The following is a 12,567-nucleotide window of genomic DNA, read 5'->3' on the forward strand; positions in this document are numbered from 1 at the left end:
AACTTGCTTCTTAAGGTTCAATTCTTCTTTTCAAATAAGCCGTATAATCAGTTTGTTGGCAGGCGTACTTACTGTCCATATAGGCAGAAGAGATCACAAAATCTGCGGTAGCCGGGCAGCAGGCCATCGGAATATTCCATACCACGCCCAATCTAAGTAACGCTTTAACGTCACTGTCATGTGGCTGAGCTTCCATGGGATCCCAAAAGAAAATAACCAGATCAATTTGCCCATTAGCGATCATAGAACCAATTTGTTGATCCCCGCCCAAAGGACCGCTCAGTACTTTTTGTACTTCCACCCCTAAATGCGCTTCAATTAATTTACCGGTGGTACCAGTGGCTACAAGTTGATGGGGAATCAGTTTTTCTTTATTTTGCCCTATCCAGGCAATCAGATCATCTTTTTTATGATCGTGCGCTACTAAAGCGATGGTCTTTTTTTCCTGTAATATTCTCGGCTCAAGCATAAATTATTTATTATTAATGTGAAGGTACTAAGCAGTACATAATCATTTAAAATGTCCTGCTTTTATCTTTTTCATGTTTTCCCTTTTTGCTTTATTGGTTTATTGCGGCTCTCCATTTAACTTCTCATCTGATTTTTCCGCCTCCTCCACTAAAGGCTGTCCATCATTATGCGTTTTATTCATTTCTATGGTCGAATAATCAATAGTCGGATGCCTTTCAAAAGGATGACGATCATCAAAAATATAACGGTAAGTCACTAGATTTCTGGAAAGCCTTCCGCCAAGCGCTTTATATATATTCAACATCCTGGGATTCCAGTCTCCGGTCCACCCCATCTCATACTTTTCATATGAACGCTTCTTCTGAATATGGGCTGACCCTTCTGTGATCATAAAAGCATCAATCCCTAATGCCTGGTATTTTGGTACAACCCCAAAAGCAATACCGGTAAAACGTTGACATACACCATTACGTTTCATCAGCATAAAACGCAGCTTTTGCAAAAGGCCAAATTTACCCTTAAAGTGTTTAAAATATTCATTCAGATCCGGGATGTTGATCCACATGGCAATCGGTTCTTCTTTGTAATAGGCGAACCAGATGATATCCTCATCGATGATTGGTTTCATCTCATTGAAGTTGCGGATCATATCCTCCTTGGTAATCGTTTTACTTTCATTATGCTGCGACCAGGCAGCATTATACACGGTCGCAAAATCCGCTGCATGTTTCTCTATATTGTCTAAATCTATATGACGGGCAGTATAATCCTTTTTGTTTTTAAAACGGGCATGCCTTTCAATGTATTTATCTGGTACTGGATCAGTAATTTTCATGGCAAAAAAATACTGATCATAAAAATTTTTAAAACCATAGCGCTCAAAGAGTTTCTGGTAATAAGGTGGATTAAAAGCCATTCCATATATAGGTTCTTCGTTAAATCCCTCAATCATCAGCCCCCACCACCTTTCTCGATCCCCAAAGTTTATGGGTCCATCCATAGCATCCATGCCACGGGTCTTGAGCCACCCGGCGGCCTGGTCAAACAACATATTGGCGGCCTCTTGATCATCTATGCATTCAAAAAAGCCAATGCCGCCTGTTGGAAAGTCCGTCCCAAAGTTCTTATATTGATCATTGATAAAGGCCGCAATCCGACCTATGACCTTGCCATTGTTTTTTAAAATCCAACGCGTAGCTTTCCCAAATCCATAGCATTTATTTTTTGCGGGATTAAACACATCTTCAATATCTTTATCCAGGGGCTGCACGTAATTGGGGAATTTCTGACCTAATAAAGGTGAGATTCGCAAAAAATCACGTTTATCCGCCTTGGTATGTACTTCAAATATCTCCATTCTTTGCCACGTATTATCCGGTTGTTCGTTTAAGTTTTCTTTTTATAACGCTAGTCTTTGACGCTCAATTGCCCAAAAATAACCAATGCATTAAACAATAAAAAAAATAAGGAAAAGCTCCTTTGTCAGTTTGTGTCAAAACACAAACTCCTTACCTATTTCCATAGCGACGCTGTTGCCTATCTGGGTTACTGTTCACTCTTATTTGTTCTTCGATTAAATGCCGCAATCAATCCCCGGATCATCCGTGTATTAAAAGGCGCATCATTTAATTCCCCTGCCAGATCCGGCTGCCCTACTAACAAACGGTGGACATTTTCTTTTGCTTTTTCCTGAGTAGATAATACGCCATTCACATTAAGCAAAGGGCCATTTTTTTTCTGAGCCAGCCATACCACATAACTTTGAGGTAGATTTCTGGGAGAAACCCTGGTGGCAGCACCGTAACTGACATATTGATAGAGGTTAATAGGTCCTCTTTCAAGCCACTCCATCCAGACAGGATCTGCTACACTGGTTAATTGCACGCTCTTAAACCAGGTTCCGTCATGTTTATAGGCCTGATATTGATTGGCATCCAATGGATGCTTTTTCCCTTTATAAGTAAAACTGCTATGCCCAAAAACCGGTTTATTATAATGCCCTGTAAAAACAGTTCCATTATTGCTAATCAGGGAATCTTTTCCAACGCTGGCATTGTCCTGTCCAATAACAGTTGAAGTCCCAAAAAAGATCAGGCTTATACTAAAAATCGTATAAAGCCCTACAATAAAGGATCTGCGCTTCGACCCAAATAAACCAATCTGGCACCTGAAGGCATTTTTGCGGGTATTTTCTATGCTTTTTACACTATCCATATAAAAAAGTCGACTATTAGAATATTATATTGCCCGTAAATATAGGGCTAAATGGACAGTAAGACAGCGCAATTGACATTATTACAACAAATTTACCCTCCCACACGATGGGCTTATTTGTACACAAAATCGGCTTGAACATTGTGCAGGTAAAATTATCAAACACAAAGAGCGTTTTTTTTATGATTGCCCTTTTGTAAATCCGGGCCAAAAACAGCATTCCAAGCAGATTATCAATGAATTACAAAAGAACTTACTCAATCACTAAAAAGTTGTTAAGATTGAGGCTATCTTTATTTGCTTTAGGAGAGATACACAAACAACTCAGTTAGATCAGTGGACTTAACAAGTAGCAATTTAGCTGGTTCAAGGATCAAAATGCTGATCCAAATATTGCAAAGGGACTATAGCCTTAATTTTGGGCAGGCTTACAAAAATGCAAATGAGCCTGCCCAAAAAATGTTTAGGCTGTTTTCGATATTAAAAACACGGCAATATATTTTAAATCAGTGTTTTATACTACACAACTTCTAATACCATGGCGCTGGCCCCGCCACCACCATTGCAGATGCCGGCAGCACCGAATTTGGCGTTATTTGCCTTTAGCACACCAAGTAGTGTGACTAATATACGGGCACCACTACAGCCTAGTGGATGGCCTAATGCAACGGCTCCCCCATGCACGTTTACCTGTTCAGGGCTTATCCCTAGTTTTTGCGTATTGACAATGCCCACCACTGAAAAAGCTTCATTTAATTCAAAATAGCTAATATCTTTTAGTGCAAGGCCCGCTTTCTTAACAGCAATCGGTACTGCTAGTGCCGGGCTGGTTGTAAACATTTCTGGGGCTTGGGCGCTGTCTGCATAGCTGCGGATAATCGCAATCGGCCTTATTCCTTTCTTTTCTGCAGCAGTTTTGGACATTAACACCAGCGCGGCCGCTCCGTCATTCATGGTGGAGGCATTGGCTGCAGTAACAGTTCCATCCTTTTTAAAGGCAGGCCTTAGCTTTGAAATCTTATCAAAAATCACTTTGAATGGTTCCTCATCCTTATCAATAATTAAAGGATCTCCCTTTTTATTTGGGATGATTACAGGGGTAATTTCTGGTGCAAAAAGCCCGCTTTCCCAGGCAGCCTGACTGCGCTTGTAACTCTGAATGGCAAATTCATCTTGCATATCTCTGGTAATCTGACACTGATCTGCACAGCTTTCAGCAGCCATGCCCATCGCCTGGCCGCTGTAGGCATCTGTCAGTCCATCGCCGGCCAGCCCGTCCTCCACTACGTCCGGTCCATATTTAAATCCCCAACGGTGGTTTTTCAAATAAAAGGGGACACTACTCATGTTTTCCATTCCCCCGGCAATCACTATATCCCTGTCTCCACAAATAATGGACTGAGCCGCCAACATGACTGCTTTCATGCCACTGGCGCAGACTTTATTGATAGTGGAGGCAATCACAGAGTCGGCAAGACCAGCCTTTAAGGCAGCCTGTCTGGCAGGTGCCTGCCCTGCACCGGCCTGCAATACTTGACCCATAAAAACCTCTTCAATATCCTGGGTAGCAAGGCCCGCTTTTTCGATGGCAGATTTAATAACGATACTTCCCAGGGTCGTGGCAGGTATATCTTTTAAAACACCGCCAAAACTCCCCATGGGCGTTCTGGTAGCACTTACTATATATACGGTTCTATCTATTTCTTGCATACAACGCTTAAATTTATTTAATTAGTTTAATTTACTTTAGGTAGCATCCTGATGCCTACTTTTGAAAACCCTCTGCATGGTTAACAAACAGTAGCAGCATCAAACCGCACCAAAAATAACAATTGTTAGCTAAACTACAAAGTCTCTGTTTAATTTTAACCTTATACAGATAGCTGGTTGTGTTGCATTCCAAGTTCAGCCTGATCCCCCTGATCTCCTTCACGGCATTTTGCGACAGGAAACTAGCTCCTTTGCTTTTTATTTATTTATTTTGTGACCACATGGACAATTTGTTATAGCAATTGTCTTTTAAATTATAAAGTATTTACTTAAGTAATGCTTATGCAAGGAGGTTCATCAATGTTGCAAAATCCTATTGAATACCTAAAAGGGGTGGGTCCCCTAAAGGGGGATTTGTTGCGCAAAGAATTGAATATCTTTCGTTTTGAAGACTTACTCTATCATTTCCCTATCCGACATATTGACCGCACAAAGATCAACACTATAAAGGAGATCACACCCGCCACGGAGTATGTCCAGCTTAGTGGGAAAATCACGTTTCATGAAATGCTGGGACAGGGCAGGGCCAAAAGACTCGTTGCTGAGTTTAGAGATAGTACCGGTATTATTGAATTGGTCTGGTTTCAGGGAGCAAACTGGGTAGCAAAACTATTGGAAAAAAGTGCGCTCTGGCTAATTTATGGAAAAGTCAGCTTTTTTAACGGTAAGGCCCAGATGTCCCACCCTGAAATGGAATTAGCCGAAAGCCAGGATCCAGCCGCAAAGGCATTTTTAGAACCTATTTATCCTTCTACCGAAAAATTAAAGGCCCGCGGGTTAAGTGGTCGTCAGATCGGTAAATTAACCTTGCCGCTCATTCAGATGTTATCTGAGAAAGAGCTGCCAGAAAACATCCCTGAGGCAATTTGCCAATCGCTTCAGTTGATGCCACGCTTCCAGGCCTATTGTTATATTCATTATCCACCAGACGAAGCCACTTTTAAACAGGCGCTTAGAAGGCTCAAATTTGAAGAGTTATTTATAGCCCAAGTCCGTTTAAACCTGATCCGAATCAGAAGGGGCAGGCATTCCAAAGGCATATTATTTGATAAGGTGGGTGATTTTTTCAACACCTTTTATGAGAAACATCTGCCATTTACGCTTACCGGGGCGCAAAAACGTGTTTTAAAGGAAATCCGACAGGATACGGCCCGTGGACATCAAATGAACCGACTACTGCAAGGTGATGTAGGCAGTGGCAAAACCATTGTTGCCTTACTAAGTATGTTGCTGGCAGCTGATAATGGTTATCAGAGTTGCCTTATGGCACCCACAGAAATTCTGGCGACGCAGCATTATACGGGTCTTTCTGCGCTTTTAAAAGACCTCCCGATCACCTTGCGTTTACTAACCGGCAGTACCAAAACGAAAGAGCGACGACAAATCTTTTCTGGATTAGCTGAAGGCACAATTCAGATAGTTATTGGCACCCATGCCATTATAGAAGATAAAGTCGTCTTTAAGAACCTGGGATTGGCTATAGTGGACGAGCAACACCGCTTTGGTGTTGCCCAAAGAGCCAAACTCTGGCAAAAATCGGTCATCCCCCCTCATATCCTGGTGATGACGGCCACCCCTATCCCAAGGACACTGGCGATGACCGCCTATGGAGATTTGGATTATAGTGTCATGGATGAGCTGCCTCCAGGCAGGCAGCCGATAACGACGCTCCACAGAACCGATATCTACCGTATGAAAGTCATGCGGTTTATGCGTTCAGAAATTGATAAAGGCAGACAGGCCTATGTCATTTATCCACTTATTGAAGAAAGTGAGAAACTAAGCTATGAGGATCTGATGCAAGGCTATGAACAGGTGAAGAGTTATTTCCCGGAACATCTCTATAAAATCAGTATGGTCCATGGTCGTATGCCGCCAGAGCAAAAAGAGATGAACATGCAACGTTTCGTTAACGGTGACACGCAGATAATGGTCAGTACAACGGTTATTGAGGTAGGTGTGAATGTTCCGAACGCTTCTGTTATGGTTATAGAAAGTGCGGAGAAATTTGGTTTATCTCAGCTCCATCAATTGCGCGGACGTGTGGGACGTGGCAGTGAAAAAAGCTATTGTATTTTACTGACCAGCAATAAACTCAGCGAAGATGGCAAACAAAGACTGGCCATTATGTGTGCCACCAACGATGGATTTAAAATTGCAGAAAAAGACCTGGAATTACGTGGACCTGGCGATATTGAAGGGACCCGCCAGAGTGGCGCCCTCAACCTAAAACTCGCTGATTTGGTGGCAGACCAGGAAATTCTGCTGGTAGCCAAAAAGTTGGCCACCCAGCTTGTTGAAGCTGATGAAAAACTGGAACTGCCGCAAAACATGATGTTACGTACCTTTCTGATGCAAACCATGGGCAAAACAGCCTGGAGTAAGATATCCTGATCTGTCTGCAAATACCCCAAAGAATTAGGACTGAATAAAACAAAAATTGTATTTTTACGCCGCGTCATATACAATTTCATTTATTTCATTTTTATTTATAGTAAAACCAACTAGTAAAGTCTGTTTTCCTATTAAAAAGACAGGTAAATGAATTCAACTATTCATTTTAAAAATATTATTAATTATGGCAGAAAACACGCGCAATTATCACTTAAACCTTCAATGGACAGGAAATACAGGGAAAGGTACGGCCTCTTACTTAAGCTATGAAAGGGCCTTCGAACTGAGTGCGGAAGATAAATCTATCATTCAGGGTAGCGCAGATCCAACCCATAGAGGCGATAAGGCCAAATACAATCCAGAAGAAATGTTGCTAGCAGCACTTAGTTCCAGTCAAATGCTTTGGTTTTTGCAGTTATGTGCAGAAAAAGGCATCACCGTTTTATCCTATCAGGACAGCCCTATTGGGGTGATGCAGGAAGAAGTACAAAAGGAAACAGACAATGAACTATTAAACGTGGTACCCGGCAGGTTTAGAAGAGTCGTTTTAAATCCAACAGTCAAACTTCAAAGTAAGGCAGATCAGCAAAGTGCTCAATTATGCCAGGACCTGGCTGCAGTGCGTTGCCCGATTTCCCGATCTGTGAATTTTATGGTAGAGATCATTGTTACATTTGAATATGCCAGCGAGTAAACGTATCTTCACTTTTTATGGCCACATTACCTAACTTAGGCAATCCTTACACTAGTCATTTGGCCAATTTAAATGTGATTTATGCGGCACCTACAAATACTGGCACTGATCGGCAGTACAAAAGATCATTCCTCTAATTATAAACTGGTTAAGTTCCTAAAAGGACTGGCGATGCAACCTGGCTTTGGTGAAAGCCAAAAACAGCGTACTCCAAGTACAGATAAGACGAAGGACCAGCAGGCAAAACTTAGCTCAGAAGCCTTGATACATTGGAATACATTTCCTATTTCAGGGCTTCCGTTTTTTGATCCCGACCTGGATAAATCAAGTGCTGGAACTGACACGCTGGACGCACTATCGACACCCCAGTACATAAATGATCCGAATCGTGATTTGGATCAGCATCCCAGATTTGAAAAAAGGTCAGATGCCGGTGTGCCAGGAAGTCGCGTACCGACTGTCGTCCAACAGTTGCGCGAAAAAGTGGCTGATGCAGATGCGGTCATTATCTGCAGCCCCGAATATGTATTTAGCTTGCCGGGCATCCTTAAAAATGCACTTGAATGGCTGGTAGCAACAACGGTGCTCTCAGATAAGCCCATGGCATTAATAATAGCTGCCGCTTCCGGGGATAAGGCTAAGGAAAGTCTTGAATTGATTGTTAAAACCTTAGGAGGGAAATTTACCGACCAAACCTCCATACGTATCCGTGGCATAGCAGGAAAATTCGACAGCAGCGGACAACTTATTGACCCTGAAACAATTGCTTCATTACAACAGCTTTTATTTGCCTTGAAGGAACTTATACTAGCCGATTTCAAGGAAGAAAAGCTGATCTAAGGCAAAATAATAAAATCTTTTACAAAGTCATATATACTTTTTGTGGCAAAAGATAACTGTAAAGGGGTAAAGATCAATTTAACAATCTGACGAAAATCAAAATACAGAAAATAAACAGCAATAACCGGACGATCAAAGTCAATAATACTGGACAATCTTTTTCCATAATTTAAAATTTAATCAATTATTGAATATTTTAGCACCTTATCCAATTTAAATATACAAAAAATATACTTTCTTATTAGCTGTTCCAAAATCATCCTGCCAAAGCCAGGAATCAGGCCAATTTAATCCGCTAAATTACCATATCCTGCCGGTCCCATTGGGCAGGTTCCGGTAAATATACTATCCCAAATTGCTGCCTAGTCGTCTGACTGGCTGTTTTTATCAAATCCAGTATCGCTGAACCATATTGTGCATAAAATCCTGCAATATTTTCCGTTCTTTCCTGCAGGCTATCTGCTGGAAATAATTTTTCCTTTAATTTTTTAATCTGCCTGGTTTCAATAGCTAATTTTTTGCGCTGCGCGGTTTTCATTTTTGTAAGTAAGCGAGAAGCCTTGTTTTTAGCGATCGTTCCAATAGCCTTTGTATGGACGGATAAGGTTGTATCAACGATTGTAGCCTTTTGCCCCATTTTTTCGTAAATGGCTTCCAAAGCCATCAATTCATTATCCAAATCAATGGCAGCCCCCATTTTTTGAAGCAAAGTATCCTGGATAACATGTAACGGCTTGAAAAGCGTTATAGGTTGTAATCCCAGTTTATCCATAAGCGCTTTTTCTTTTTGGCCAATCAGCATAAAGGAATTTCGCAATAAAAGTACAGGATAAGGCAGGTCAATTGCCTCATATACGCCTTTCATTTCCAGCCAGTAAGCCAATTCTCCTCCACCGCCTACAAAAGCGATATCTGGCAAAATAGTTTCCTGGAATGGCCCTCTTAACACCACATTGCCACTGAATAAATCTGCCTTTTCTTTGACCTCCTGTTCTATTTCAGTCCAAGTTTTGGGACTTTCCTGCCCCTCTATATAAAATAGTTCATTTTCTTTAATAATTCTTTCTCTATGGTTCCCTTGCTGGTAAAACAAATTAATAGGGCGACCATGGGTCTGCACCTTATATCCAGCTTTTTTTATGGCCGCTGATGTTTTTTCAACGGCTTTATGAGAAAAGCCTGTGGCTAATTCCTTTAAGACTACGGGTTCAAAGCGCTCTTTCAACTTTCTGTCATCTGGCATCAGTATCAGCAGGCCGTAGCGGCCAAACAACTGATGAATAAAAGCGAAAGTCGCCTCCTGGATAAGCCGGCCAGGTTGGTAGGCATCCTTAAGTAATTGTATAAATTCAGGCCCATACACCTCTACTCCAATCTGCCCTGAAAGTTCATCTATCAAGCCGAGTAAAGGCTTGTCAACCTTCATACGACCAACCGGGCCTGTTTGATCGGTCTGCCAGATATACCGCTTACCATTTACCTGCATCTGACCAATTTCTTCCAGATCGGCATCCTCACTTCCCATATAATAAAAAGGCACAAAGTATTTTCCCTGCTCCTTATACTGTACGTTTAGTTCTTCTGCTAATTGGATTACATGCAGGATTTTATAAATCAGATAAAGCGGACCGCCAAAAATATTGGGTTGATGAGCCGTGGTTATACTAAAGGTGTTTTCAGACAGTAGCGCTTCTATATTTGCCTGCACTTTTGGATAGGATTGCAAAACCGGGCGGTCCACGTTGTTATCAGGATGCGGTCCATCTCCATAATGACGCCTTAGATTTTCCACCAGCGTCTTTCTGTTTTGAACAGGGAAGCCTTCTTTTAGACGCAAAGCCGAGGCAAGACCGGATTTATCCGGATAATGCGCATAAAAAGAACGGAGCGCAGGGGCTCCATTCAGGTAATCCAAAACTATTTTGGAAAAATAATTCGTATCGGCATAATCCATAAAAGGCCCCTTTGTACAATCCTTACAGTCCTCAAGGTTCACTTCTTTTATATTTGCTGTTGTTTTATCTACTGCCATGTTTAAGACTTTAGCTTTACAAGCGCTGAGGCGCCGCGACATAAACGACTGTTCCCCTGGAAGAAAATTAGCTCACTAACCGCTAAGGCTATTCTACGCAGATCCCTTCCAGGTCATAATCATAGGCTTTCGTGATTTTCACCATAACAAAATCACCAGGATTCAGCACGCTGTCGGTCTGCACGACAACCTCATTATCTACTTCCACACTGTCAAATTCGGTGCGCCCCAGATACCTGCCGGCTTCTTTTTTATCTATCAGAACCCTTAGCGTCTGACCAATTTTCTCCATATTCTTTTCCAGGGAAATTTCCTGTTGAACCTCCATTATTTCCTCTGCCCTTCTTTGTTTCTCTGCTGCGGGGATATTGTCTTCCAATTGGTAAGCACTGGTATTTTCTTCATGACTATATTGAAAGATGCCAACACGGTCGAATCGGTTTTTTATTAAAAATTCCTTCAGTTCTTCCACATCCTCTAAGGTCTCTCCAGGGAATCCGGCGATAAGGGTTGTTCTTAGACAGATTCCTGGATTGGTCAATCTGATCTTATCAATTAATTCCTGCATCTCTTTTCTGGTGCTTTGCCTTTTCATGGCAGAGAGCATATGATCGGAAGCATGCTGTAAAGGCATATCCAGGTAATTACAGATATTCGGGCGACGCTTCATCACCTCCAATACCTCCATTGGAAATTTATTGGGATAGGCATAATGTAACCGGATCCACTCCAGGCCTTTTACATCCGCTAATTTATCCAGTAATTCAGCCAGGGCTCTGCGTTTATAGATATCCAGTCCGTAATAGGTCAGTTCCTGCGCAATCACCATAATCTCTTTAACCCCTTTTTTCACGAGACTTTCGGCTTCGTGAACCAGATCTTCTATTGGTCTGGAGATATGACTACCCCGCATTAACGGAATCGCACAAAAAGCACAGGTTCTATTGCAGCCTTCACTGATTTTCAGGTAGGCATAATGCTGTGGTGTACTTAAAAAGCGTTCCCCTAAGAGTTCAGCCTTATAATCTGCCTCGAACTTTTTCAGGATAAGCGGGAGTTCCATGGTTCCAAACCAGGCGTCCACTTCCGGAATCTCGCTTTCCAGATCCTGACGGTATCTTTCGCTCAGACAGCCGGTCACATAGACCTTGTCCAGCGCGCCTTGTTTTTTTAGCTGCACCTGTTCCAAAATCGTTTGAATGCTTTCTTCCTTGGCCTTATCAATAAAACCACAGGTATTAACAACCACGACATTATGGTCCAGGGCCTCATTTTCATGCGCCACATCAATATCATTGGCCTTTAACTGACCACTGAGCACTTCACTATCCACCAGGTTTTTACTGCATCCCAGCGTAATAATATTTACTTTATCCTTCTTGAGCGTTCTAGCCTTCATAATTAAGGGGCAAAATTACTGATTTTACCTGGCAGTTGCCACCGTTTAAGCCGGATAGTTATGACCTTAACACTTTACCTGCGGAAATCACCGGTTAAATACACGGTATAATTACCAATGAAAGGTGATATTTTGCTTTAAATCCGAATGCAGACTTTTTGCCACCGGGCAGGTATGGGCAATATTTTCAGCAATCTGGCGCTGTTTATCATCTAGTTGAATTCCGGCCGGGGGATAGATGTCCACATCCAGTTGTCCGACTCTGCGTGGGTCCTGACTCATCGTCTTGGTTACTTCAATGCGCGTACCTTCAAAGGAGCTCTCACTGGCCCAATCATCTGTTTTGATGCCAATAGTCGTAATAATGCAAGTACCTAACGCTACTGCCAGCAAGTCTGAAGGGGAAAAGGCAGCGCCTTTTCCTTTGTTATCCACAGGCGCATCCGTAGCAATCACTGTTTTGCTTCTTTCGTGAGTGGCTTTACATCTTAACTCACCCTGATATATAATTTCTGTTGTCATAAAATAAGTAATTATTTAACTATTTAATTTTTTTATTAAGTCCTTAACGGTTCCATACTTAAATGGCTTCCAGTGGCATTACCTGTAAGTAAAATGCCCGTTGCCAAACAAATGTAATTACTTTTTGCATGCAATCAATAGAGCCATCCTATCGCTATATCAGCCACCAACCTATCATAAAAATTCTACCCTTCCCACACCAAGCTGAAAAACCTGGCCCTAATTGATATA

At 41.9% G+C, this 12,567-nt stretch carries 10 protein-coding genes; 3 read left to right on the forward strand and 7 right to left on the reverse strand.

Annotated features, from left to right (window positions below):
• Positions 1–10 precede the first annotated feature (10 nt).
• The 4 genes from FSB73_RS01200 to FSB73_RS01215 form a co-directional block, all read right to left on the reverse strand.
• Positions 11–469: a methylglyoxal synthase gene (locus FSB73_RS01200; protein ID WP_146779791.1), complete on the reverse strand. Its 459-nt coding sequence runs from the start codon at positions 467–469 to the stop codon at positions 11–13.
• A 99-nt stretch (positions 470–568) separates the two neighbouring features.
• Positions 569–1,828 (reverse strand): hypothetical protein, encoded by a 1,260-nt coding sequence (locus FSB73_RS01205; protein ID WP_192904087.1) that lies wholly within the window; start codon positions 1,826–1,828, stop codon positions 569–571.
• Between the two features lie 188 nt (positions 1,829–2,016).
• On the reverse strand, positions 2,017–2,685 hold the full coding sequence (locus FSB73_RS01210; RefSeq protein WP_146779792.1) for a hypothetical protein: 669 nt from the start codon (positions 2,683–2,685) through the stop codon (positions 2,017–2,019).
• A 519-nt stretch (positions 2,686–3,204) separates the two neighbouring features.
• Positions 3,205–4,395, reverse strand: a complete 1,191-nt coding sequence (locus FSB73_RS01215) for an acetyl-CoA C-acyltransferase (protein WP_146779793.1) — start codon at positions 4,393–4,395, stop codon at positions 3,205–3,207.
• 342 nt (positions 4,396–4,737) lie between these two features.
• Here FSB73_RS01215 and recG point away from each other — a divergent pair, with 342 nt between their 5' ends.
• From recG to FSB73_RS01230, 3 genes are all read left to right on the forward strand, one after another.
• Positions 4,738–6,849, forward strand: coding sequence for an ATP-dependent DNA helicase RecG (gene recG / locus FSB73_RS01220; protein WP_146779794.1), 2,112 nt, complete (start codon positions 4,738–4,740; stop codon positions 6,847–6,849).
• A gap of 184 nt (positions 6,850–7,033) precedes the next feature.
• Positions 7,034–7,543 carry an OsmC family protein gene (locus tag FSB73_RS01225; RefSeq protein ID WP_146779795.1) on the forward strand — a complete coding sequence of 170 codons (510 nt, stop codon included), beginning with the start codon at positions 7,034–7,036 and terminating at the stop codon, positions 7,541–7,543.
• Positions 7,544–7,624: 81 nt separating this feature from the next.
• Positions 7,625–8,383, forward strand: coding sequence for an NADPH-dependent FMN reductase (locus FSB73_RS01230; RefSeq protein ID WP_146779796.1), 759 nt, complete (start codon positions 7,625–7,627; stop codon positions 8,381–8,383).
• 295 nt (positions 8,384–8,678) lie between these two features.
• On the opposite strand, the gene bshC is transcribed toward FSB73_RS01230, so the two are convergent.
• The 3 genes from bshC to FSB73_RS01245 all read right to left on the reverse strand — a co-directional run bounded on the left by bshC (position 8,679) and on the right by FSB73_RS01245 (position 12,336).
• Positions 8,679–10,415, reverse strand: coding sequence for a bacillithiol biosynthesis cysteine-adding enzyme BshC (bshC, locus tag FSB73_RS01235; protein WP_158639367.1), 1,737 nt, complete (start codon positions 10,413–10,415; stop codon positions 8,679–8,681).
• An 88-nt stretch (positions 10,416–10,503) separates the two neighbouring features.
• Positions 10,504–11,814 carry a 30S ribosomal protein S12 methylthiotransferase RimO gene (gene rimO / locus FSB73_RS01240; protein ID WP_146779798.1) on the reverse strand — a complete coding sequence of 437 codons (1,311 nt, stop codon included), beginning with the start codon at positions 11,812–11,814 and terminating at the stop codon, positions 10,504–10,506.
• A 111-nt stretch (positions 11,815–11,925) separates the two neighbouring features.
• Positions 11,926–12,336: an OsmC family protein gene (locus FSB73_RS01245; protein WP_146779799.1), complete on the reverse strand. Its 411-nt coding sequence runs from the start codon at positions 12,334–12,336 to the stop codon at positions 11,926–11,928.
• Positions 12,337–12,567: the final 231 nt, after the last annotated feature.

Source organism: Arachidicoccus ginsenosidivorans (genome assembly GCF_007971385.1).
GTDB lineage: Bacteria > Bacteroidota > Bacteroidia > Chitinophagales > Chitinophagaceae > Arachidicoccus > Arachidicoccus ginsenosidivorans.

What these genes read in the sequence shown, in the direction of transcription:
- FSB73_RS01215 (WP_146779793.1), bottom strand. Translation starts at nt 4,395, where the DNA reads ATGCAAGAAATAGATAGAACCGTATATATAGTAAGTGCTACCAGAACG.
- bshC (WP_158639367.1), bottom strand. Translation starts at nt 10,415, where the DNA reads ATGGCAGTAGATAAAACAACAGCAAATATAAAAGAAGTGAACCTTGAG.
- FSB73_RS01230 (WP_146779796.1), top strand. Translation starts at nt 7,625, where the DNA reads ATGCGGCACCTACAAATACTGGCACTGATCGGCAGTACAAAAGATCAT.
- recG (WP_146779794.1), top strand. Translation starts at nt 4,738, where the DNA reads ATGCAAGGAGGTTCATCAATGTTGCAAAATCCTATTGAATACCTAAAA.
- FSB73_RS01210 (WP_146779792.1), bottom strand. Translation starts at nt 2,685, where the DNA reads ATGGATAGTGTAAAAAGCATAGAAAATACCCGCAAAAATGCCTTCAGG.
- rimO (WP_146779798.1), bottom strand. Translation starts at nt 11,814, where the DNA reads ATGAAGGCTAGAACGCTCAAGAAGGATAAAGTAAATATTATTACGCTG.
- FSB73_RS01200 (WP_146779791.1), bottom strand. Translation starts at nt 469, where the DNA reads ATGCTTGAGCCGAGAATATTACAGGAAAAAAAGACCATCGCTTTAGTA.
- FSB73_RS01205 (WP_192904087.1), bottom strand. Translation starts at nt 1,828, where the DNA reads ATGGAGATATTTGAAGTACATACCAAGGCGGATAAACGTGATTTTTTG.
- FSB73_RS01245 (WP_146779799.1), bottom strand. Translation starts at nt 12,336, where the DNA reads ATGACAACAGAAATTATATATCAGGGTGAGTTAAGATGTAAAGCCACT.
- FSB73_RS01225 (WP_146779795.1), top strand. Translation starts at nt 7,034, where the DNA reads ATGGCAGAAAACACGCGCAATTATCACTTAAACCTTCAATGGACAGGA.